At 63.5% G+C, this 21,030-nt stretch carries 20 protein-coding genes, 1 pseudogene and 1 riboswitch; of the genes and pseudogenes, 6 read left to right on the top strand and 15 right to left on the bottom strand.

The features are described from left to right. Window positions 1-33 precede the first annotated feature (33 nt). From ureE to ureG, 3 genes and pseudogenes are all read left to right on the top strand, one after another. Window positions 34-696, top strand: a pseudogene (gene ureE / locus UC34_RS01495) (urease accessory protein UreE); the annotation flags it as partial. Window positions 697-787: 91 nt separating this feature from the next. Continuing rightward, entirely contained in the window at window positions 788-1,513 is a 726-nt protein-coding gene (locus UC34_RS01490) for an urease accessory protein UreF (protein ID WP_044453424.1), read from the top strand. Window positions 1,514-1,570: 57 nt separating this feature from the next. Beyond that, window positions 1,571-2,209, top strand: coding sequence for an urease accessory protein UreG (gene ureG / locus UC34_RS01485; RefSeq protein ID WP_044453422.1), 639 nt, complete (start codon window positions 1,571-1,573; stop codon window positions 2,207-2,209). Between the two features lie 107 nt (window positions 2,210-2,316). On the opposite strand, the gene UC34_RS01480 is transcribed toward ureG, so the two are convergent. The 12 genes from UC34_RS01480 to UC34_RS01425 all read right to left on the bottom strand — a co-directional run bounded on the left by UC34_RS01480 (window position 2,317) and on the right by UC34_RS01425 (window position 14,734). Beyond that, window positions 2,317-3,234 carry a TraB/GumN family protein gene (locus UC34_RS01480; RefSeq protein ID WP_052810858.1) on the bottom strand — a complete coding sequence of 306 codons (918 nt, stop codon included), beginning with the start codon at window positions 3,232-3,234 and terminating at the stop codon, window positions 2,317-2,319. A gap of 80 nt (window positions 3,235-3,314) precedes the next feature. Continuing rightward, window positions 3,315-4,343 (bottom strand): peptide ABC transporter ATP-binding protein, encoded by a 1,029-nt coding sequence (locus UC34_RS01475; RefSeq protein ID WP_174556757.1) that lies wholly within the window; start codon window positions 4,341-4,343, stop codon window positions 3,315-3,317. Continuing rightward, complete coding sequence (locus tag UC34_RS01470) at window positions 4,340-5,356, bottom strand: ABC transporter ATP-binding protein (protein WP_044453421.1); 1,017 nt, start codon at window positions 5,354-5,356, stop codon at window positions 4,340-4,342. Before UC34_RS01470 ends, UC34_RS01475 begins: the two co-directional genes overlap by 4 nt. Beyond that, window positions 5,353-6,273: an ABC transporter permease subunit gene (locus UC34_RS01465; protein ID WP_044453419.1), complete on the bottom strand. Its 921-nt coding sequence runs from the start codon at window positions 6,271-6,273 to the stop codon at window positions 5,353-5,355. The genes UC34_RS01470 and UC34_RS01465 overlap by 4 nt, the downstream gene beginning before the upstream one ends. An 11-nt stretch (window positions 6,274-6,284) precedes the next feature. Beyond that, entirely contained in the window at window positions 6,285-7,289 is a 1,005-nt protein-coding gene (locus UC34_RS01460; RefSeq protein WP_044453418.1) for an ABC transporter permease subunit, read from the bottom strand. Window positions 7,290-7,519: 230 nt separating this feature from the next. Next, window positions 7,520-9,160, bottom strand: coding sequence for an ABC transporter substrate-binding protein (locus UC34_RS01455; RefSeq protein WP_044453417.1), 1,641 nt, complete (start codon window positions 9,158-9,160; stop codon window positions 7,520-7,522). A gap of 252 nt (window positions 9,161-9,412) precedes the next feature. Then, entirely contained in the window at window positions 9,413-10,243 is an 831-nt protein-coding gene (gene metF, locus UC34_RS01450; protein ID WP_044453415.1) for a methylenetetrahydrofolate reductase [NAD(P)H], read from the bottom strand. 26 nt (window positions 10,244-10,269) lie between these two features. Continuing rightward, the gene (locus UC34_RS01445) at window positions 10,270-11,130 is read right to left on the bottom strand and encodes a TlyA family RNA methyltransferase (RefSeq protein WP_044453413.1); all 861 of its coding nucleotides are present in this window, start codon (window positions 11,128-11,130) and stop codon (window positions 10,270-10,272) included. Window positions 11,131-11,178: 48 nt separating this feature from the next. After that, the gene (locus UC34_RS01440; protein ID WP_044453410.1) at window positions 11,179-11,535 is read right to left on the bottom strand and encodes a phage holin family protein; all 357 of its coding nucleotides are present in this window, start codon (window positions 11,533-11,535) and stop codon (window positions 11,179-11,181) included. A gap of 246 nt (window positions 11,536-11,781) precedes the next feature. Next, window positions 11,782-13,197, bottom strand: coding sequence for an adenosylhomocysteinase (gene ahcY, locus UC34_RS01435; RefSeq protein WP_044453408.1), 1,416 nt, complete (start codon window positions 13,195-13,197; stop codon window positions 11,782-11,784). A 31-nt stretch (window positions 13,198-13,228) separates the two neighbouring features. Then, window positions 13,229-13,353, bottom strand: a riboswitch (S-adenosyl-L-homocysteine riboswitch). A gap of 175 nt (window positions 13,354-13,528) precedes the next feature. Then, window positions 13,529-14,212, bottom strand: a complete 684-nt coding sequence (locus UC34_RS01430; RefSeq protein ID WP_044453406.1) for an LrgB family protein — start codon at window positions 14,210-14,212, stop codon at window positions 13,529-13,531. Between the two features lie 66 nt (window positions 14,213-14,278). Next, the gene (locus UC34_RS01425; RefSeq protein ID WP_044453405.1) at window positions 14,279-14,734 is read right to left on the bottom strand and encodes a CidA/LrgA family protein; all 456 of its coding nucleotides are present in this window, start codon (window positions 14,732-14,734) and stop codon (window positions 14,279-14,281) included. 198 nt (window positions 14,735-14,932) lie between these two features. Between UC34_RS01425 and UC34_RS01420 the strand changes: the two genes are divergently transcribed. From UC34_RS01420 to UC34_RS01410, 3 genes are all read left to right on the top strand, one after another. Then, the gene (locus UC34_RS01420) at window positions 14,933-15,877 is read left to right on the top strand and encodes a LysR family transcriptional regulator (RefSeq protein WP_044453403.1); all 945 of its coding nucleotides are present in this window, start codon (window positions 14,933-14,935) and stop codon (window positions 15,875-15,877) included. 195 nt (window positions 15,878-16,072) lie between these two features. Continuing rightward, entirely contained in the window at window positions 16,073-16,846 is a 774-nt protein-coding gene (locus UC34_RS01415) for an exodeoxyribonuclease III (RefSeq protein WP_044453401.1), read from the top strand. 21 nt (window positions 16,847-16,867) lie between these two features. Further along, entirely contained in the window at window positions 16,868-17,629 is a 762-nt protein-coding gene (locus UC34_RS01410; RefSeq protein WP_044453399.1) for a hypothetical protein, read from the top strand. A 73-nt stretch (window positions 17,630-17,702) separates the two neighbouring features. Here UC34_RS01410 and UC34_RS01405 read toward each other — a convergent pair whose 3' ends face one another. The 3 genes from UC34_RS01405 to metX form a co-directional block, all read right to left on the bottom strand. Then, window positions 17,703-18,995, bottom strand: coding sequence for an AmpG family muropeptide MFS transporter (locus UC34_RS01405; protein WP_044453397.1), 1,293 nt, complete (start codon window positions 18,993-18,995; stop codon window positions 17,703-17,705). A 103-nt stretch (window positions 18,996-19,098) separates the two neighbouring features. Beyond that, complete coding sequence (gene metW, locus UC34_RS01400; protein WP_237165210.1) at window positions 19,099-19,761, bottom strand: methionine biosynthesis protein MetW; 663 nt, start codon at window positions 19,759-19,761, stop codon at window positions 19,099-19,101. Beyond that, on the bottom strand, window positions 19,758-20,969 hold the full coding sequence (gene metX / locus UC34_RS01395; protein ID WP_044453395.1) for a homoserine O-acetyltransferase MetX: 1,212 nt from the start codon (window positions 20,967-20,969) through the stop codon (window positions 19,758-19,760). Before metX ends, metW begins: the two co-directional genes overlap by 4 nt. Window positions 20,970-21,030 lie beyond the last annotated feature (61 nt).

Below are 21,030 nucleotides of genomic sequence, written 5' to 3'. Positions count from 1 at the left end.
CCCGCTGCGGCCGATCCCTCATCGTCGTCGGCCCTGCGTCGCGTCGAAAAACGCTTCGAAGCCGGACGCATCGCGGCAACGCTCGCGCGACGCGCGCCCGCGCTCGTGCTGCCCTTCGACGCGCGCAGCAAGAGCCGTCTGCGGGCCACGCTGGACACCGGCGAGGACGTCGCCCTGTTTCTGCCACGCGGCACCGTGCTACGCGGCGGCGACGTGCTCGTTGCCGACGATGGCGGCTTCATTCGCGTGGAGGCCGCACCGGAGACGGTGCTGCTCGTCACGGCGACTACGGCGCTTGGCCTCACCCGAGCGGCCTATCACCTCGGCAACCGTCATACGCCGGTCGAAGTCGGTGACGGCTATCTGAAGCTCGAATACGACCCGGTGCTGCGCGACATGTTGCTGCGTCTCGATGTCGATGTCGCCGAGGCGCTGATGCCGTTCGAGCCGGAAGCTGGCGCTTATGGCGGTGGTCACAAGCATGGCCACGATGCGACGTTCGCCGAAGACTTCGCCCTCGCGCAGCAGGTGTTTCACGAGCACCATGGGCACTCGCATGACCATGATCACGATCACGGACACATTCACGGCCCCGGATGCGGGCACGATCATGGGCACTCGCATTCGCATTCGCACGGTCACGACTCGGGTCATGTGCATGGCCCGGGGTGTGCACACGATCACGGGCACTCGCACGTCCATAAAGCCGGTCACGTGCATGGCCCCGGCTGCGGGCACGATCATGCGACCGACGCGAACGCCGATTCCACGACTGTGAGTCCGAGCGATGACGGCAAGTCTGGCCAGCCCGCTCACTGAGCCGGTCGCCGCGGCGTCGTTGCAGTCGCTCGCGGCGCTGCTGCATCTCGCGTCGCCCGCATTGCCCATCGGTGCGTTCAGCTATTCGCAAGGACTCGAAGCGGCGGTCGAACACGGCATCATCCACGACGCGCCCAGCGCCGAGCAATGGATCGCCAGCCAACTCGATGGCGTTTTTACGACGGGGGAGATGGCGTTGCTCGCGCGACAGTGGCGACATTGGCAAGCGCGAGACCTCGCGGCGCTCAGGCATGTGAATGACTGGCTGCTCGCCACACGCGAGGCGGCCGAATTGCGCGCCGAAACCGAGCAAATGGGCTGGTCGCTCACGCAACTCGCCGTGTCGCTCGAATGGGGTGACGCCGAGCAGCGGGCACACCTGGCGTCGATCAAGCCGATTGCGCTGCCCACGGCCTTTGCGTTCGCTGCGCTCGCGCATGGCGCACCGCTGGCCGATACGCTCGTCGCCTACGCGTTCAGTTGGCTGGAGAATCAGGTGGCCGGCGCCCTCAAGGCGGTGCCGCTAGGGCAGCTTGCCGCACAGCGCGTGATCGTGGCGCTGCGGCCTCGCGTGGTCGACGCGGCCCATCGCGCGGCGTCGTTGCCAGACGACCGGATCAACACGTTTTCGCCGGCGCTTGCCATTCTCGCGTCGCGCCACGAGACACAATATTCACGGCTATTCCGTTCCTAGGATGCGGCGCATCGCGTCCTTTTTCATCGATATTTCACCGCCACCACGACATTCGCCATGACGACATCCGCCAACGCCCGTCGTACCAAGAAGAATCCGCCGCTGCGTGTCGGCATCGGAGGCCCGGTCGGCTCCGGCAAGACCACGTTGACCGAAATGCTGTGCAAGGCCATGCGTGAGCGCTATGACCTCGTCGTCATCACCAACGACATCTACACGAAGGAAGACCAGCGTTTGCTCACGGTGGCCGGTGCGCTGGAGCCCGAGCGCATTCTGGGCGTGGAGACCGGGGGTTGCCCGCACACCGCGATTCGCGAGGACGCTTCGATCAACCTCGAAGCCGTCGAGCGCATGCTGGATCGTTTCCCCGATGCGGACGTCGTGTTCATCGAGTCCGGCGGTGACAACCTGGCGGCGACCTTCAGCCCGGAGTTGTCGGACCTGACGATTTACGTGATCGACGTGGCCGGCGGCGAGAAGATTCCGCGCAAGGGCGGCCCGGGCATCACCAAGTCGGACCTGCTGGTGATCAACAAGACGGATCTCGCTCCCTACGTTGGCGCGTCGCTCGACATCATGCGCTCCGACACACAGAAGATGCGGGGCATGCGCCCGTTCGTGATGGGAAACATGAAAGAAGGCAAAGGCCTTCAGGAGATCATTCGCTTCATTGAAGCACGGGGGATGTTGGCGTGAGGTGAAATTCCTGCACGACGTCACAACGCACCACCGTCAACCGAGGCATCGGGCGACGCAATAAAGTCGCCGATGACCTCGGCCGTGCGCTCGGTTTGACCATTTCCTTACCGCTGCGAGACGGAAAACCCATGTTCTCGCAACAGTTGCAGCACGCCGCGCGGGCCGCCGAGATGCAAGGTGCCGACCGCGACGAAGACCGGCTTGCCCGGGTCCGCGAGGAACAGCATGCGCGCCAGAAAGCGGCGGTTGCGCGAATAGAGAATGCGCTCGTCGATGGCGTCCGCCAACGCGACATTGCGTCGTACCTGCGCCGCCTTGGCCTGCGACCAGTCGAAGACCAGTTCCGCATCGCCCGCCCGCCACAAACGGTGCAACGCTTCGACCTGCGCCGTTGCCTTTTTCGGCGTGAGCACTAACTCCTGCGCGAGCAATTCGTTTTGCTGCGGGCCCGTCAGTCCGGTGAAAGCCTCCATCTGCTCGGCCAGCGATTCGAGACCGACGATGCGACCGCGATAGATGTTCTCCAGCTGGTTTTCCGTGCCGTACTCCGTTTGCAGGTCCGCCCCCATCGAATCCAGCGTCTCGACAAGCAGCGCCGCCAGCCACGGTCGCATATGGCGAATCTCGGCCAGCATGGCCGGATTGCCCTTGAGACGATCGCGCAACGTGCGCCACATCGGCGCCGGAATCAGCCTCGGCAAACAGGCTCGGGGACACATGCCGTACTTCTGCACGTCGTCCTGCGACATGGTGAGATCGTCGGGCGAGAGCTCGAACGCCACCACGCTCGATACGCGCAGCGCATCGACCACGACTTTGCGGAACGGGTAATCGTCGGGCTTGCCAACGTGCAGCGTGCCCATCACGTAGATGGTCATGTCGCCCTTGCGGGCTTCATAGAATGGGAGATTGGCGCCCGGCGGCGGCTCGCCGGGCTCCGGCACGACCAGCGGAAAGGCTCGCGGCGCCACCGCGCGCGGGACGGCAGTCGACGCCGCGTCCAGCGTGAGGGCAAGCGTCATCAGCAAGCAACCCAGCAGCCAGCCGGTCCATGCAACGCCCCGGCGAACATGCGTCGCGCGTGGTGGTCCACCCAATCTCGTTATCCCTCTATGTCTTCAACCCGATGGCACGCCACCAGACGGCCATCAAGCTCGCGCAATTGCGGCACTTCCCCACGGCAACGGTCTATCGCGTACGGACAGCGCGGCGCAAACGCACACCCGGGCGGCGGGCGCAGCGGCGATGGCAACTCGCCGATCAGCGGTATTTTCACCCGCCGCTCGGATGCCTTGATCGCCGGCGTCGCCGACATCAACGCCTTGGTGTACGGATGCAGCGGCTTGCCGAACACGGTGGCCTTGGGACCGTGTTCGACCGCGCGGCCGAGGTACATCACCATGACGTCGTCGGCCACATGCTCGACCACCGCGAGATTATGCGACACGAATACGTAACTCGTCGCGTATCGGTCCTGCAAATCCATGAAAAGATTCAGGATTTGTGCCTGAATTGAGACATCCAGGGCGGAAACGGGCTCATCGGCCACCACGATGGCGGGCGACAGGATCATCGCCCGGGCAATCGCCACGCGTTGACGCTGCCCGCCCGAGAACATGTGTGGATACCGCGCCACATGCTCGGGACGCAGTCCGACGGTGCGCATCATCGCGGCAATCTTCTCGCCGCGCTCGGCGCGGCTCAGCGATGTGTTGATGGCCAGCGGCTCGTCGAGCGCCTGTCCGACCGTCTTGCGCGGGTTGAGCGACGCGTACGGATTCTGAAACACCATCTGGACCCGCGTGCGCAGCGGCGCCAGCTGGCCCGCCGACGCCGTCGTCGTCTCGGTCGCATCGACGAAGAGTCTGCCGGACGTCGGCGCCTCGATCAACGTCAGCACCCGGGCCAGCGTCGATTTGCCGCACCCCGACTCGCCAACCACCGCGAGTGTGCGCCCGGCCGTCAGATCGAACGACACGCCCGCCAGCGCCTTGACGCTCGCCTGACCACGGAACAACCCGCGATTGACGGTATAAAAGCGCGTCAGATTTTGCGCGGCCAATACCACGCGCCCGTCCGAAGCGCTCGCCTGCGGCGTTCCCGGAGGCGTCGCGATCACCGTTTCACTCATTGCGAACCTCCCATCGACCGGTCACCCGACGACACGCCCGCCACCTCATGCGGCAGGGGCTTGAAACACCGCACCAGCGGCGTACCCACCGCGCTCGGCCCAACGTAGGGCGTAAGCGTGGGTTGCACCTCGCGGCAATGATCGTCGGCGTACGGGCAGCGTGGTGAGAGTAGACAGCCTGCCGGGCGGTCGTCGCGCCCCGGCACCACCCCCGGCAGAGTACGCAACCGGCGTACTCCTCGGTTGTGCTCGGGAATCGCTGAGAGCAACGCTTCCGTGTAGGGATGATGCGGCGCATCGAACAGCGCCGGCACTCGCTGGACTTCGATCACCTGTCCGGCGTACATCACGGCCACCTTGTGTGCGACCTCGGCCACGACCGCCAGATCGTGCGAAATCAGCACAAGCGACATCCCGTAGTCCTTTTGCAGCTGGAGCAGCAGCGCCATGATCTGCGCCTGAATGGTCACGTCGAGCGCCGTCGTCGGCTCGTCCGCAATCAGGAGTTTCGGACGGCACGCAATCGCCATGGCAATCATGACGCGCTGGTTCATCCCGCCGGAGAGCTGATGCGGATACGCGCCCAGCCGGTTCGCAGCGTCCGGAATTTCGACCTGCTCCAGCAATGCGACGATACGCTCGCGCAACGCGCGGCCGCGCAGACCCATGTGACGGCGCAGGACCTCACCGATCTGATACCCGATGGTGTAGCTGGGGTTCAGGCTGGTGAGGGCGTCCTGAAAGATCATCGAGACGTCGCGCCCGACGATGTTGCGACGCTCCCGCCGGGACGCATGCAACAGGTCTTTCCCGTCGAAGCGCACCTCGTCTGCCGTCACGCGCCCGGGCGCATCGATGAGGCCCATGAGCGCGAGCATCGTCACGCTCTTGCCGGAGCCCGATTCGCCGACTACGCCGAGAATCTCGCTCTGGCCGACGTCGAGGTCGATGGCGTCGACAGCGCGGGCACCGTCGAAGTCGACCGATAGATTTCGTATGGAGAGCAGGCTCATGCGATTCGCTTCAGTTTGGGGTCGAGCGCATCGCGCAGGCCGTCGCCGACCAGGTTGATGGCAAGGACCGAGATGACGATCGCAAGGCCCGGCAGTGTCACGATCCACCAGGCACTTTCCATGTAGTCGCGGGCGGACGCGAGCATCGACCCCCACTCCGCGAGCGGCGGCTGCACGCCGAGGCCGAGGAAGCCGAGCGCCGCCGCATCGAGAATGGCCACCGAGAAGCTCAGCGTCGCCTGCACGATGAGCGGTGCGGCGCAGTTCGGCAGCACTGTAGAGAACATCAGGCGCAGCGTGCCCGCCCCGGCCATGCGCGACGCCACCACATACTCGCGCTGCAATTCACCGATCGCCGCCGCGCGTGTCAGACGCACGTAGGCAGGCAACGTCACGATCGCGATGGCGATGGTCGTATTCGCCAGACCCGGACCGATCACGGCCACCACGGCCACGGCCAGCAGCAGCGAGGGCAGCGCCATCATCATGTCCATCAGACGCATGATCGGCGTGTCGAGCCAGCGCGGGAAGAAAGCGGCGAGCAATCCGAGCAGAATGCCCGGAATGAGCGACAGCACCACCGACGACAGGCCAATCCAGAACGACAGGCGCGCGCCGTAGATCAGACGCGAAAGCATGTCGCGCCCGGCTTCGTCGGTGCCGAGCAGGAACTTCGCGTTGCCGCCCTCGAACCACGCAGGCGGGATTTTCACGAAGTCGCGATATTGCTCGATGGGGCTGTGCGGCGAGATCACCGGCGCGAGAAGCGCAGCCGCGAACATCAGCAACAGAATAATGGCCGCCACCGTGGCGCCACGGTTGGCGGTAAAGCTGCGCAGAAATTCCCGGACCAGACGCGCACGAGGTGTCGCGGTCACAGCGGCGGGAGGCGGCAGCGTAGCAGGCGTGTCACTCATCAGAGACCTCCTCAGTGCCGGATGCGCGGGTTGACGACGCCGTAGAGCACGTCGACCAGCAGGTTGACCAGAATGACGCCCGTCGCAATGAGCAGAATGCCGCCCTGCACCACCGGATAGTCGCGTCGCAGAATGGCGTCGATCAGCCATTTGCCGATGCCGGGCCAGGAGAAGACGTTCTCGGTCAGCACCGCGCCCGCAAGCAGCGTGCCTACCTGCAACCCGATCACCGTGATCACCGGAATCAGCGCGTTACGCAGCGCATGCACGACGATCACACGCCAGGGCGACAGGCCCTTCGCCCGTGCGGTGCGGATGTAGTCTTCGCGCAGCACCTCCAGCATGGCCGAGCGCGTCATGCGGGCAATCACCGCGAGCGGCACCGTGCCAAGCACGATGGTCGGCAAGATCAGATGGCTGAACGCCGATGCGAAGGCGCCTTCGTCGCCCGAGAGCAGCGTGTCGATGAGCATGAAGCCGGTGACGTGAGGCACGTCGAACTCCACCCCGATCCGCCCGGATACGGGCGTCCATTGCAGATCGACGGAGAACAGCATGATGAGCAGCAGGCCCCACCAGAAGATCGGCATCGAATAGCCGGTGAGCGCCGCCCCCATGGTGGTGTGGTCAAGCATCTTGCCGCGCCGCAACGAGGCCGCCACGCCGGCCGGCAAGCCGACGACCAGCGCAAAGATCATCGCGCACAGGGCCAGTTCGAGGGTGGCCGGAAAGCGGGCGAAGAACTCGTGGAGCACGCCTTCGTTGGTCACGATGGAGCGACCGAGGTCGCCTTGCGCGGCGTGCTTGAGATAGACGAAATACTGCGTGGTGAGCGGCTGATCGAGTCCCAGCCGCTTCATCGCTTCGGCGTGCATGACGGGATCGAGATTTCGCTCGCCCACCAGCACTTCGATCGGATCGCCGGGAATGAGGTGAATGAGCGCGAACGCGAGGACAGTGATACCGATGAAGGTCGGGATCACCATGCCTAGTCGTCTCAGGACGAATCTCAGCATAGGAAGGTTCCGTGGGGGCTTCGCGCGCCGTCCGCCCCCGGCAGGGACGGGTGACGCTTTGCCGCGTTAGTCGATCTGGTCAGTCTTGGACGGCATGCCGTTCGCATGCTGCGAACCGGCTGCAAACTGGCTCGGGCGCGGCGGCCGGGCCAGTCCGCTTTCTTGCTTGTTGCCACCGGTTCGAGCCGTGTCCAGATCGTCCGAACCGGTGTCGTACAGCGCCAGCGAACTTAGTCGAGCGACACGCCAGCGAAGCTGTTACGGCTGAACGGGCTGAGCTTGAAGCCCTTGACGTTCGTCGCCATCGGCTTGTATTGCGTAGAGTGCGCAATCGGCGAGAACGGCAGTTGCTGCGCGAAAATCTGCTGCGCTTGCGTGTAAAGCCGGGTGCGCTCCTTCACGTCCGTGGTCTGACGCGCCTGCTTGATGAGGTCGTCGAACGGCTTGTCGCACCACTTCGAGAAGTTGTTGCCGTTCATCGAATCGCAGCCGAGCAGCACGCCGAGCCAGTTGTCCGGATCGCCGTTGTCGCCCGTCCAGCCGATGAGCATCGCGTCATGCTCGCCCGCCTTCGCACGCTTGATGTACTCGCCCCATTCGTACGTGACGATGTTGGCCTTCACGCCGATCTTCGCCCAGTCGGCCTGGATCATTTCGGCCATGAGCTTGCCGTTCGGGTTGTACGGACGTTGCACCGGCATGGCCCACAGCGTGATCTCCACGCCCTTCACCCCGGCCTTGTCGAGCAACGCCTTGGCCTTCTCAGGATCGTAGCTGGCCGACTTGATGTTCTTGTCGTAGGACCATTGCGTCGGCGGCATCGGCGCGCCGTTCGACAGCTGACCGGCCGAACCGTACACCGACTGAAGGATCGCCTTCTTGTTGATCGCCATGTCGAGCGCCTGACGCACCTCCACGCGATCGAGCGGGGCCTTCTTGACGTTGTACGCCACATAACCGAGGTTGAAGCCAACCTGATCCGGCATCTTCAGCTTCGCCGCCTTGCCCTGTGCCTCGATCTCCGCCTTGAGCGCATCGACGTCCGCCGGCCGCGGATACGTCACGACCTGGCACTCGTTGCGCTTGAGTTTCTGGATCCGCACGTTGGCGTCCGTCGTGATGGCGAACACGAGCTTGCCCACCTTCGGCGGCAGGTTCGTATTCCAGTACTCCTTGTTGCCGTCCATGCGCAGCGTGGCGTCCTTCGTGTAGCTGCGGAAGATGAACGGACCGGTGCCGACCGGCTTGAGCGCGATGTCACGCGGGTTGTTCGCCGCGAGCAGCTTGTCCGCGTACTCCTTCGAGAGGATCGACGCAAACGACATGGCCAGATTCTGAATGAACGGCGCGTCGACCTTCTTCAGCACGAAGCGCACCGTGTACGGATCGACGATCTCGATGCGCTCGATGTCGGCCTGCAGGCCCATGTCGACGTAGTACGGGAATTCCGCCGGATAAGCCTTGCGGAACGGCATCTCGCGATCGCCCATGCGCTCGAACGTGAATTTCACGTCTTCGGCATTGAAGTCACGCGTGGGCTTGAAATACTCGGTGGTGTGGAACTTCACACCCTTGCGCAGATGGAACGTGTAGACCTTGTTGTCCGGCGAGATGTCCCACTTCTCGGCCAGCGACGGCATCACGCCGGTCTCGCCCGGAACGAAGGCAATGAGACGGTTGTAGATGGCGTCGGCGGGATCGAAGTCGGTGCCGGTGGTCAGCTGCCCCGGATCGAAACCGGCGGGGCTGCCCTCGGAGCAGTACACGAGGGTCTTGTTCGGGAGCTCGACGGCTGCCGCGGGCGGGATCACTGCCGCGCCGGCGAGCACCGTTGCAGCCAAAAGCAAACGCAGGGTGTGAGTCTGTTTCATAGGCTCCTCGGGTTCTGAGTAGGCGCCCGGCAGCGATCCGCCGCCGAGCCCACGAGGGATATTACTGAAGCTTCACCTGCGTAACAACACGCCAGATCCCTAGCAAACCGCCTATTTGTGGTGTTTTTGAATAGGAAATTGCTTAATTGTGATCGGGATTGACTTCCATCGGTCCGATGGGTAGCAAACCATTGCGCGCGCGCCGTCCCGATCCCGGCTCACCCTGACATCACGCGCGCACCACCGCCGGGCTTACAACCCGAGGCGCTGCCACATGGCCTTGGTCGCCGATGCGGCGTTGAGCGTGTAGAAGTGCAGGCCCGGCGCGCCTTCCTTGAGCAGGCGTTCGCAAAGCGCCGACACCACGTCCAGCCCAAAGGCGCGGATCGACTCGCGGTCGTCGCCGAACCCTTCGAGACGCTTCGCGATCCAGCGCGGCACTTCGGCGCCGCACATTTCCGAGAACCGCATCATCTGCGAGTAGTTCGTGATCGGCATGATGCCCGGCACGATCGGCACGTTCACGCCCAGACGCGAGACGTCGTCGATGAAACGGAAGTACGCGTCCGCGTTGAAGAAATACTGCGTGATCGCGGCATTGGCCCCCGCTTTCACCTTGTGGGCGAAGTGCTCGAGATCGAGGCGCGGCGACTTCGCTTGCGGGTGGTATTCGGGGTATGCCGCCACTTCGATGTGGAACCAGTCACCGGTTTCCGCACGAATGAATTCGACCAATTCCGAGGCGTAACGAAATTCGCCGATCTCACCCATGCCGGACGGCAGATCGCCGCGCAGCGCGACGATGTGGCGGATGCCGTTGTCGCGGTACGTTTTGAGAATGTCGCGAATGTTGTCCCGGGTCGAGCCTACGCACGAGAGGTGCGGGGCGGCGTCCACGCCTTCACGCTGGATTTCGATGACCGTATCGAGCGTGCCTTGTTGGGTCGAGCCGCCGGCGCCGAACGTCACCGAGACGAACTTGGGGCCAAGCGGGAACAGTTGCTGACGCGTGGCGCGCAGCTTCTCCGCGCCATCGGCCGTCTTGGGCGGAAAGAATTCGAAACTGAAGGATGGTTGCGTCATGATCGTCTATTGATCGAGAGAGCCGCTCATGCCACACGCCTGGCGTGCACGAAGAACTCCCGGTTGCCGTCACCGCCGGCGATCGGACTGTCGAGCCACGCGGCCACGGTGAGTCCAAGCGCTTCGCAAGCGGTGCGGATCTTTGTCTCTACTTGCGCGTACTGCGCGACATCTTTCACGAGGCCACCGCGCGCGATGTGCTCTCGTCCCACTTCGAATTGCGGCTTCACCAGCATGAGCAGATCGCCGTGCTCGCTCAGCAAGGGCGCGAGTGCGGGCAGCACCAGCGTGAGCGAAATGAACGACACGTCGCCGACGATCAGATCGAAACCCGCTTCCGGCACGGCATCCGGTGCGCCGTGTGTGGTGCCATCAGAGGCAACATCGGAGGCAACATCGGAAGCAAGCGTCGCCGCCTCGGCCAGACGTTCGTCGAGCATCTCACGCGTCAGGTGCCGCGCGTTGATCCCTTCGAGCGATACGAGCCGCGCCTCGCCTGTCAAACGCTGATGCAGTTGCCCATGCCCCACGTCTACGCCGATGACCCGAGCCACGCCCGCCTGCAAGAGGCAGTCCGCGAAGCCACCGGTCGACAGACCGACGTCGAGCGCCACGCGGCCCGTCACATCGAGGCCCGTGTGCGCGAGCGCGCCGGCCAGCTTCAGGCCGCCGCGCGAGACATAACGGTCTTCGCCCGGCACCCCGTCAGCCGCCGCGCGCACTTCCAACGCCTCGTCGCTCGCCACGGGCTGGCTGGCCTTTTTGAGCGCCGTGTCGGTGCCGGCGTAATACACGCGTCCGGCATCGATCAGACGTTGAGCGACGGTGCGCGATGCCGCGAGCCCTCGGGAAACAAGGGCCTGATCGGCGCGAAGCGCTTGTGACATGAGTTACGAACTTCCTGCGAAATGTTGCCGACGCGGTGACGTCGGCCCTTAAACGTTGGTGGCGCGATCGCCGAACACCAGTGCCGACAGAATCCACGAAATCAGGCTGTACAGCAGCGAGCCGAATAGCGCCGCCCAGAAGCCCGAGACCTCGAAGCCTTTGACCACATGCGAGGCCAGCCAGAACAGCAAGGCGTTGATGACGAAAATGAACAGCCCCAGCGTCACGACCGTCACCGGCAGCGTGAGCACGACGAGCAACGGGCGCAGGAACGCGTTGATCAGGCCGAGCACGACGGCCACGATCAGTGCCGTGCCAATGCCCTTGAGCTGAACGCCCGACACGATGTAAGGCAAAACGAGAAGTGCGATGGCATTGATGAGCCAAATCAGCAGCAAACGCATGGCGAGCTCCGGAGAACGTGCCGGCGCCGGTTGTCATGCCGGCACCGGCCATGGGAAACGCAACAAGGGGCAACGAAAAACTTCCGGCGCGAAGGCAACTGACGCCCCCGCGCTGTCCCAACGTCCGCATGCCCGATTGCACCGATTGCATGGGTCGCGCCGGCCGTCGGCTGCCGGAACCTCGCACCCCTCCGAATGCGATATCCCGGCAGAGCGACGGCCGATCAGGCGACGGACGTCAAAGCATCAATAGCGGTAGTGCGCCGGCTTGAACGGGCCGTTCTTGTCGACGCTGATGTATTTCGCCTGATCGTCGGTCAACACGGTCAGCTCGGCACCGATGCGGCCCAGGTGCAGTCGCGCCACCTTCTCGTCCAGATGCTTCGGCAGCACGTACACGCTGTTCTTGTACTTGGCGCCATGCACGAACAGTTCGATCTGTGCGAGCGTCTGGTTCGTGAACGAGTTGCTCATCACGAACGACGGGTGGCCCGTCGCGCAACCCAGGTTCACGAGGCGGCCTTCCGCGAGCAGAATGATGCGCTTGCCGTCCGGAAAGATGATGTGATCGACCTGCGGCTTGATGTTTTCCCACTGGTACTTGCGGGTCGACGCCACGTTGATTTCCGAGTCGAAGTGACCGATGTTGCACACGATGGCCTGGTGCTTCATGGCGGCCATGTGGTCGTGATCGATCACGTGGAAGTTGCCGGTGGCCGTCACGAAGATGTCGGCCTTGTCGGCCGCGTAGTCCATCGTCACGACACGGTAGCCTTCCATCGCGGCTTGCAGCGCGCAGATCGGATCGATTTCCGTGACCCACACCGTAGCGCCCAGACCGCGCAGGCTCTGGGCGCAGCCCTTGCCCACGTCACCGTAGCCCGCCACGAGGGCGATCTTGCCGGCGATCATCACGTCGGTGGCGCGCTTGATGCCGTCGACCAGCGACTCGCGGCAGCCGTACAGGTTGTCGAACTTCGACTTGGTGACCGAGTCGTTCACGTTGATGGCGGGGAACGGCAGCGTGCCGTCCTTTTCCATCTGATACAGACGGTGCACGCCGGTGGTGGTCTCTTCGGTCACGCCCTTGATCTGCGACAGACGCTTGCTGTACCACTGCGGATCGACTTGCAGGTGACGCTTGATCGATGCATACAGCGCGACTTCTTCTTCGTTGGTCGGGTTGCCCACGACCGAAATGTCCTTCTCGGCCTTGCTGCCGAGAATCAGCAGCAGGGTGGCGTCGCCGCCGTCATCGAGAATCATGTTGGCGAACTCGCCGTTCGGCCATTCGAAGATACGGTGGCTGTATTCCCAGTACTCGTCGAGCGACTCGCCCTTGAAGGCGAACACGGGAATGCCGGCGGCCGCAATGGCGGCGGCGGCATGGTCCTGCGTCGAGAAGATGTTGCACGAGGCCCAGCGCACTTCGGCGCCCAGCGCGACCAGCGTCTCGATGAGCACGCCCGTCTGGATGGTCATATGCAGCGAACCGGCGATACGTGCGCCCTTGAGCGGCTGGGTCGCCTTGAACTCGGCGCGCGTGGCCATCAGACCCGGCATTTCGCTCTCGGCGATGGTCAGCTCTTTGCGGCCCCAATCGGCCAGCTTGATATCGGCAACGTGGAAATCGGAGAATTTCGAATCGACTACGGCGTTCATCACGCCTCCTTTCTCTAAAGTCTAGATAGTTGGGACGTGAGCGCCGTTCTTGGGGCCCACTCGCCAACGATCCGGGGGTAACCGGCGGCCGGCGGGGCCAATAGGAAGGATCTTGAGCCTGGCAGCACTTCGGCTGTCGCAACGCTCCTCAAGACCCCGGCATTGTAGCAAAACTGATGCGCGACGTAGCGCCCGGGGCGACGCCCGAAGGGTTATTTTTTACGAAGCGGCACACGACGAGCAAGGCGAACACGCTGTCGATATGGGAGACGAACGACGGGAAGCCCGCCGCGCCAGCGATGCGCGCGGCGGCGGAACGCGAAAACCTCAGTCAGAGCGGCAGATGGGCGATCAACGGAGCGGCGAGCACCATGAGCACGCCGTTGATCATCATGACCAGACTGGCGACCACGCCTTCCTCGCCGCCGATCTGGCGCGCCTTGGCCGTGCCGAAGCCGTGTGCGCCTGCGCCGAACGGCGCGCCGCGCGCCATGCGCGTGCGCAGCGGCAGCCAGGAGAGCAGCGCCTCGCCGAGCAGCATCCCGATCAAGCCCGTAATGATGACGAAAAGCCCGACCAGATCGCGCGAGCCGCCGAGTTGATCGGAGACGGCCAGCGCGAACGGTGTCGAGATGGAGCGGGCCAGCAGGCTGCGCGCCATCTCCGGCGGCAACTGGAAGAGGCGAGCCAACACGTAGGAGCTGCCGACAGCCACGACCATGGCGACGAGCACGCCGAACGTCAGCGCAAAGGCATGACGGCGGATGATGCCGCGATGCTCGTAGATTGGCACCGCGAACGCGATCGTCGTCGGTCCGAGCAGCCAGACGAGCCAGCGAGAGTCGGCGATGTACGTCGTATACGAGATGTCGCCGCCGATCATCACGCCGATGACCAGCATCGGCGCGAGAATCGCCGGCCCCAGCCACACCTTGCCGAAGCGCGCATAAAGACGCTTCGAGACGTAATAGAAGAAGATCGTGAGAACGAGCAGCAGGAGCGCCGTATGATTCATGACTGGACCCCGAAGGCGCGATTCACGCGAAAGAGAACCTGGGTCGGTTCAGTGCATCGGCGGGCATCACCGGGCATCGTGCGCGTGCGCGCGCCGCGCCGGAATGCGAACCAGTGCGCGCTTCAGACGACGCTCGGCGCGGCAGCCAAAATCAACCGCCAGCGCGGTGGAGACCATCACGAGCACGGTGCCCACGCCAATCACGGCGAGCAGTTGCAAACCTTCCTGGCGCAGCAGATCGGTGTATTGCATGACGGCGGCGACCAGCGGCACAAAGAAAAGGATCATCTCGGCCAGGAACCAGTCGGCCCCGCGCTTGATTTTCTCCGTCTTGAGCACACCGCTCATGAGCAGCGCCACGACCACCAGCAGACCCAGCACGCCACCCGGCAGGGGCAGATGAAAATGACGCGATGCAGCATCCGCTGCCAGATAGATGCCCATCAGGAGCGCAATCTGCCAAAGCACAGCGATAATGGCCTTGCTGCGGCCATACACACGGCGGGCGATCATCTTGGTCATGGCGGACTCCCTAGGGGTTTTCACGAATATGGAGCCAAGTATAGGAAGCACTGCAACATAAATATAATGAATTAGTCGTATTAAATCGATTCCAAATTGGAATATTTTAAGTATTAACCCTAATAGTGCATAGGAAAGCCTTACGGGGCGGGCTTCTTCACCAAAATGCACTGACTTGGTGCTACCGAGAGAACCAAAATGGAACTGCGTGCATTGCGAGGATTTGTGGAAGTTGTGCGACAGCAGAGCTTCACAGCGGCGGCCGAGGCCCTATTTGTTACGCAGCCTACGGTGAGCAAGATGGTCAAGGCGCTGGAGGACGAACTGGGTACGCCCTTGATGTTGCGTGAGGAGCGCGGCATGGGGCGGCGGCTTCAATTGACCGATGCCGGACGCGTCGTGTTCGAGCGAGGGCAGGACGTGCTTGCCGCCTACGCCCGCTTGCAACAGGAGCTCGCCGACCTCGAGACGGTCTCGCGCGGCGAACTGTCGATCGGCATTCCGCCGCTGGGCGGCGACCTGTTCATCCCGGTGATCGGCGCGTTCCATCAGCACTATCCGGACATCGAGATGAAGTTGTTCGAGACGGGCTCCCGGGCGATCGAACAGGCGCTATTGGCCGGCGAAATCGAGCTGGGCGCCGTGTTGTTGCCGGTGGATCCCACGGTTCTTGACGTGCTGCCGGTGTGCCACTACCAGTTGCGACTGATCGCGCCGCGCGAATCGCGTTGGGAAGGACGCGCCTCCGTTGGCCTCGGCGAATTGCGCGATGAGCCGTTCGTCTTCTACGGCGAGGGGTTCGCACTGTCGGAGTTCGTGATTGCCGCGTGCCGACGTGCGGGCTTTACGCCGAAGATCGCCGGGCGCTCCAGCCAGTGGGACTTCATCGCGTCGATGGTGGACAACGGCGTGGGCATCGCGCTGCTGCCCGAGCCGTTTTGCGCGCGCCTCGATCCAAAGCGCTTCGTGATCACGGACGTGCGCGACCCGGCCATTCCATGGGACCTCGCCATGGCGTGGCGGCGCGATTCCTATTTGTCGCACGCGGCGCGGCGCTGGCTCGCGCTGGCGCGCGACCTCCTCGGCCCGGGGGGCGATGGCGAAGCCAAGGCCGCGATTGCCGGTGCGGCACGGCGCACATGAGCGCCACACGCTCGCGACGGCGGTCCGAACGCCGAACGCCGAACACTGACCGCCGACCGCCGAACACTGACCGCCGACCGCCGATACGAAACACCTTCATCCAACACGATTCGGCGATTGCGGTATCCTTGCCGCTGATAAATTCCCCCCCCAAGCGATCGCGCCAGATGTCCCAGGCGCGATGCATCGATACCCATGCGCATCATTACCGCGAATCTCAACGGCGTGCGATCGGCCGCCAAGAAAGGCTTCTTCGAGTGGTTCGGCAATCAGGAAGCCGACATCCTGTGCGTGCAGGAGATCAAGGCTCAGTTGCCTGACATGACGCCCGACTTTCTCAAGCCGCACGACTATCAGGGTTACTTTCATTACGCCGAGAAGAAGGGATACAGCGGGGCGGGCGTGTACGTTCGCCGCGAGCCGGACGACATCGTCATCGGCTGGAACAATGCGGAATTCGATGCCGAGGGCCGCTACGTCGAAGTGCGTTACGGCAATCTGTCGGTGATCTCCGTCTACATCCCGTCGGGATCGAGCGGCGAAGAGCGCCAGGCGGCCAAATTCCGTTTCATGGCGGACTTCATGCCGCACCTGCTGGCGCTCAAGGCCGAGGGACGCGAAGTCGTGCTGTGCGGCGACGTGAACATCGCGCACAAGGAAATCGACATCAAGAACTGGAAGGGCAATCTGAAGAACTCGGGTTTCTTGCCCGAAGAACGCGCGTGGCTCACGCAGTTGTTCGACGATCACGGTTATGTGGATGTCTTCCGTACGCTCGATCCGCGTCCGGAGCAGTACACATGGTGGAGCAATCGCGGTCAGGCGTACGCGAAGAACGTCGGCTGGCGCATCGATTACCAGATCGCCACGCCCGGTATCGCCGGCAAGGCGAAAACGACCTCCGTGTTCCGCGACATCAAGTTCAGCGACCACGCGCCGCTGACGGTCGACTACGATCACGCGCTCTGAGCTTACGCTGTCGAGCGCATCATGAAGACCCTTTTGTTTTGCACGAGCTACATCCGCGATGCCGACGCCTGGCACACGCGGTATCAACGCTGGCTGGATTTCTACGGTAACGGGCCGATCCACGCCGACAAGACCGTCATGATCGACGACGGGTCACCCTATCTGCCGCCGGCCGAGATCATTCCGACGATCCCCGCGAGCCGCGATATCCGGGAGCACGACCCTGCCCTCGGCATCGTTCGTTTCGATGAGAATCTCGGACGGCGAAGCATGAGCGACTATCCGGGCTGGTGGCGCAGTTTCCTGCACGCGCACACCATCGCCACGGCCATGGGGGCGGACAAGATCGTCCACATCGAATCCGATGCCTATGTGCTGAGTCAGGCGCTCGTGGATTTCGTCAACGAGACCCGCACCGGATGGCATGTCATGTGGGCGCAGCGCTACGAGCTTCCCGAGACCGCCATTCAGGTCATTTGCCGGGACCAGTTCGACGCGCTCGAAGCCTTCAAAAACGCGCACGCCGACATGCATTTCACGGATATCGCGGAACGCATGCTGCCGTTCACGTCGGTCAACCGGCAATTCAAAGGCGATCGGTATAGCGAGTTCAAACGCAACCGGGGTATTTTCCGGTCGCGCAAATTCAACTTCATTCCGATCTTCCAGCACGACTTTTTCTGGGAACCGATTCCGTCCGATGCGGACTTTGCCACCCAGGTCGTCAAACGTCAGAAGCTCGTGGTACGTCACACCGGCCAGTCAGGCATAACCTCTCGATGAACGGTGGCGGGCGATGCGGCAGGCGCTCGGCAAGTGCCTTCGGCTCTGATTGCCCTCACCTCCTTACAACACCTCACGTCCGGCTGGCGGCGGGCACACCATCGCCGCCGTCGTCATCGGCGCCCCACGGGGCCACTTTCGGCAACAGCAGCATGCCCGGCAAGGCGAGCGCCGTGCAGATCAGGAAAAAGGTCAGCCAGCCCACGCCGTCCACGATGTAGCCCGTGCCTGCATTTGCGAACGTGCGCGGGACCGACGCCAGACTCGTGAACAGGGCGAACTGCGTTGCCGTGTAGCGCGGGTCCGTGGTCCGGGCGATGTACGCGGTGAACGCCGCCGTGCCCAAGCCTGCGGTGAACGCTTCGAACGCGATCACCACGCCCAGCCCCGCCACCACCGGCCCGGCTTCGGCGAGCCAGGCAAAGCCGAGCACCGACACCAGTTGCAACACACCGAACACCCAGAGCCCCCGGTTGATACCGAGCTTGATCAACCAGACCCCGCCGATGATGCCGCCGGCCACGCTGGCCCAGAGGCTCGTCGCTTTGGCCACCACGCCGATCTGCGTCTTCGTGAACCCCAGATCCAGATAGAACGACGTGGCAAGCGACGTCGCCATCGAATCGCCCAGCTTGTAAAGAAAGATGAACGCCAGCACCAGCAGCGCCTGCGACCAGCCGCCACGGGTCACGAACTCGTGGAACGGTTCGACCACCGCTTCGCGCAATGTCTTGGGCGGCGTGCCACGAATCTCCGGCTCCTTCACCACCAGTGTCATCACGATGCCCGGCAGCATGAATGCCGCCGTCGCGAAAAAGACCTGCGACCACGGCAGGTGATCCGCCATGATCAGCGCCAGCGAGCCCGGCACCAGACCGGCGACCTTGTAGGCGTTCACATGCATCGCCGTGCCCAGCCCCTGCTCGCGGTCGGACAGCAACTCACGTCGATAGGCGTCCAGACAAATGTCGAGACTCGCACTGAAGAACGCCAGCGCCGCCGCCAACGCGGCAATCGTCATCAGATCGCGCTGCGGCGAATAGGTCCCCATGACCGCGACTGCACCCGCGACCAGCAATTGCGTGACGAACATCCAGCCGCGACGCCGTCCCGGCTTCCAGCCCAGCAAATTGGGCGCGAAGCGATCCATGAGCGGCGCCCACAGGAACTTCCATGTATAGGGAAACTGGATCAGCGCAAACAGGCCGATCGACTTGAGATCGACGTGCTCGCTGCGCAACCATGCCTGCACCAGATTGAGCAGGATGAACAGCGGCAGACCGGAGGTGAAACCCAGAATCACGCAGATGAGCATCCGCGTGGGGTGAAAAACGCGCCCGTCGTCGGGCCGCAGCGAATCGATCATGGAAAAGACAGTTGGGGCCAGCCGCTTGCGGTGCACGGCGCCCAGCCCCTTGTCTGCTCGTCACGGGGCCTGGCGCAGCGCTGCCCCGCGAGCTGCCGTCGGTTCAGGAACGCTTGACGCGATAGACCGCAAGACTACCACGCCAGTTCGCGCCCACCGACACGAGTCGTCCGTTGTGCAACACCGCGCGATCGAGAATCTTCACCCCGACGTCCGGCGCCAGCGCCTCGAAGTCCCGGATCGTCAACACACGCACGTTCGGCGTGTTGTGCCACTGGAACGGCAAACTCTTCGACACCGGCATACGGCCCTGCAACACGGAGAGCCGGTGCGGCCAGTAACCGAAGTTTGGGAAGGAGACGATGGCCTCGCGACCCACCCGTACCGTCTCGCGAAGAATATCCGCCGTGCGATGGATGGTCTGCAACGTTTGCGACAGGATGACGGTATCGAAGCTCTGGTCTTCGAACAGCTTCAGCCCGTCTTCCATGTTTTGCTGAATCACGTTGATGCCGCGCTGCGCGGACGCGAGCACGCCCGCGTCGTCGATCTCGATGCCGTAGCCGCTCACATCCAGTTCGTCGATGAGCAAACGCAGCAACGAGCCGTCGCTGCACCCGAGGTCGAGCACCTGCGACGACGGCTCGATCCATCGTGCGATGACACGAAAGTCGGGACGCTCCGCAAGCGAGGCCGAAATGCGATGGCGCGACGCCGCCAGTTGCGCGGCCTGCGCGCTGGTGGACGGGTTCGTGGAATGACTCATACCCCGGCCTCCTGGGCGATACGTTCGTAGTAGGCGCGCACCAGATTGTGATAGCGCGAATCGGTGAGCAGGAAGGCGTCGTGACCGTGCGGCGCATCGATCTCGGCGTAGCTCACGGTGCGGCGCGTATCGAGCAACGCCTTGACGATCTCGCGTGAGCGCGACGGCGCAAACCGCCAGTCGGTCGTGAACGACACGATCAGATATTTGGCGGACGTGTGCGACAGCGCCTTCGCCAGATCGCCGCCCACGGTGCGCGCCGGATCGAAGTAATCGAGCGCGCGCGTGATCAGCAAATAGGTGTTGGCGTCGAAGTACTCGGCGAACTTGTCGCCCTGATAGCGCAGATAGGACTCGACTTCGAATTCGACGTCGAAGCTGAACCGGTAGCCATCGTCCTGGCCGTTCCCGTTCCCATTTCCGCTACCGTGACCACCAGCGCCCGCCTTCACCCCGTCGACCAGCGCTTCGGCGCGACGCAACGCCCGCCCGAACTTGGTCGCCATGTCCTCGTCGGACAGATACGTGATGTGGCCGATCATGCGCGCCACGCGCAGACCGCGACGCGGCACGACACCGTGCGCGTAATAGTCGCCGCCATGGAAATCGGGATCGGAGAGGATGGCCGAGCGCGCCACTTCGTTGAAGGCAATGTTCTGCGCGGAGAGCTTCGGCGTGGAGGCGATCACCAGACAATGCCCCACGCGCTCGGGATACATGATGCTCCACGCGAGCGCCTGCATGCCGCCGAGGCTGCCGCCCATCACGGCGGCGAACTTGCGAATGCCGAAGGCGTCCGCCACGCGTGCCTGGGCGTTGACCCAGTCTTCGACCGTCACCACCGGAAAGCGCGCACCGTAAGGCGTGCCTGTGGCTTCGTCGAGACTCATCGGCCCGGTCGAGCCGAAGCACGACCCGAGGTTGTTCACGCCGATGACGAAAAAGCGGTTGGTGTCGAGCGGCTTGCCCGGCCCGACCATGTTGTCCCACCAGCCGATGTCCTTGGGGTTGTCGGCGGCAATGCCCGCCACATGGTGCGACGCATTGAGCGCATGACACACCAGCACGGCGTTGCTCCGGTCAGCGTTCAGCTCGCCATAGGTCTCGACCATGAGGTCGTAACCGGCAAGGGTGCTGCCGTTTTGCAGTGCCAGCGGCTCAGCGAAATGCATCCGCTGCGGCGTGACGATTCCGATTGAAGATTCCATAAATCCCTGTCCGAAACATGCCGGAGGCCAGCGTCTTCATCGATTCGTAATGACTCGTAAT

Source organism: Pandoraea vervacti (assembly GCF_000934605.2).
GTDB lineage: Bacteria > Pseudomonadota > Gammaproteobacteria > Burkholderiales > Burkholderiaceae > Pandoraea > Pandoraea vervacti.
The sequence above is the reverse complement of the archived record's forward strand: the minus strand, read 5'-3'. Positions and strand labels throughout refer to the sequence as shown.

Bases quoted from the DNA above. Each gene is read 5' to 3' on its own strand.
- UC34_RS01490 (WP_044453424.1), top strand. From the start codon at position 788: ATGACGGCAAGTCTGGCCAGCCCGCTCACTGAGCCGGTCGCCGCGGCG.
- ureG (WP_044453422.1), top strand. From the start codon at position 1,571: ATGACGACATCCGCCAACGCCCGTCGTACCAAGAAGAATCCGCCGCTG.
- UC34_RS01480 (WP_052810858.1), bottom strand. From the start codon at position 3,234: ATGACGCTTGCCCTCACGCTGGACGCGGCGTCGACTGCCGTCCCGCGC.
- UC34_RS01475 (WP_174556757.1), bottom strand. From the start codon at position 4,343: ATGAGTGAAACGGTGATCGCGACGCCTCCGGGAACGCCGCAGGCGAGC.
- UC34_RS01470 (WP_044453421.1), bottom strand. From the start codon at position 5,356: ATGAGCCTGCTCTCCATACGAAATCTATCGGTCGACTTCGACGGTGCC.
- UC34_RS01465 (WP_044453419.1), bottom strand. From the start codon at position 6,273: ATGAGTGACACGCCTGCTACGCTGCCGCCTCCCGCCGCTGTGACCGCG.
- UC34_RS01460 (WP_044453418.1), bottom strand. From the start codon at position 7,289: ATGCTGAGATTCGTCCTGAGACGACTAGGCATGGTGATCCCGACCTTC.
- UC34_RS01455 (WP_044453417.1), bottom strand. From the start codon at position 9,160: ATGAAACAGACTCACACCCTGCGTTTGCTTTTGGCTGCAACGGTGCTC.
- metF (WP_044453415.1), bottom strand. From the start codon at position 10,243: ATGACGCAACCATCCTTCAGTTTCGAATTCTTTCCGCCCAAGACGGCC.
- UC34_RS01445 (WP_044453413.1), bottom strand. From the start codon at position 11,130: ATGTCACAAGCGCTTCGCGCCGATCAGGCCCTTGTTTCCCGAGGGCTC.
- UC34_RS01440 (WP_044453410.1), bottom strand. From the start codon at position 11,535: ATGCGTTTGCTGCTGATTTGGCTCATCAATGCCATCGCACTTCTCGTT.
- ahcY (WP_044453408.1), bottom strand. From the start codon at position 13,197: ATGAACGCCGTAGTCGATTCGAAATTCTCCGATTTCCACGTTGCCGAT.
- UC34_RS01430 (WP_044453406.1), bottom strand. From the start codon at position 14,212: ATGAATCATACGGCGCTCCTGCTGCTCGTTCTCACGATCTTCTTCTAT.
- UC34_RS01425 (WP_044453405.1), bottom strand. From the start codon at position 14,734: ATGACCAAGATGATCGCCCGCCGTGTGTATGGCCGCAGCAAGGCCATT.
- UC34_RS01420 (WP_044453403.1), top strand. From the start codon at position 14,933: ATGGAACTGCGTGCATTGCGAGGATTTGTGGAAGTTGTGCGACAGCAG.
- UC34_RS01415 (WP_044453401.1), top strand. From the start codon at position 16,073: ATGCGCATCATTACCGCGAATCTCAACGGCGTGCGATCGGCCGCCAAG.
- UC34_RS01410 (WP_044453399.1), top strand. From the start codon at position 16,868: ATGAAGACCCTTTTGTTTTGCACGAGCTACATCCGCGATGCCGACGCC.
- UC34_RS01405 (WP_044453397.1), bottom strand. From the start codon at position 18,995: ATGATCGATTCGCTGCGGCCCGACGACGGGCGCGTTTTTCACCCCACG.
- metW (WP_237165210.1), bottom strand. From the start codon at position 19,761: ATGAGTCATTCCACGAACCCGTCCACCAGCGCGCAGGCCGCGCAACTG.
- metX (WP_044453395.1), bottom strand. From the start codon at position 20,969: ATGGAATCTTCAATCGGAATCGTCACGCCGCAGCGGATGCATTTCGCT.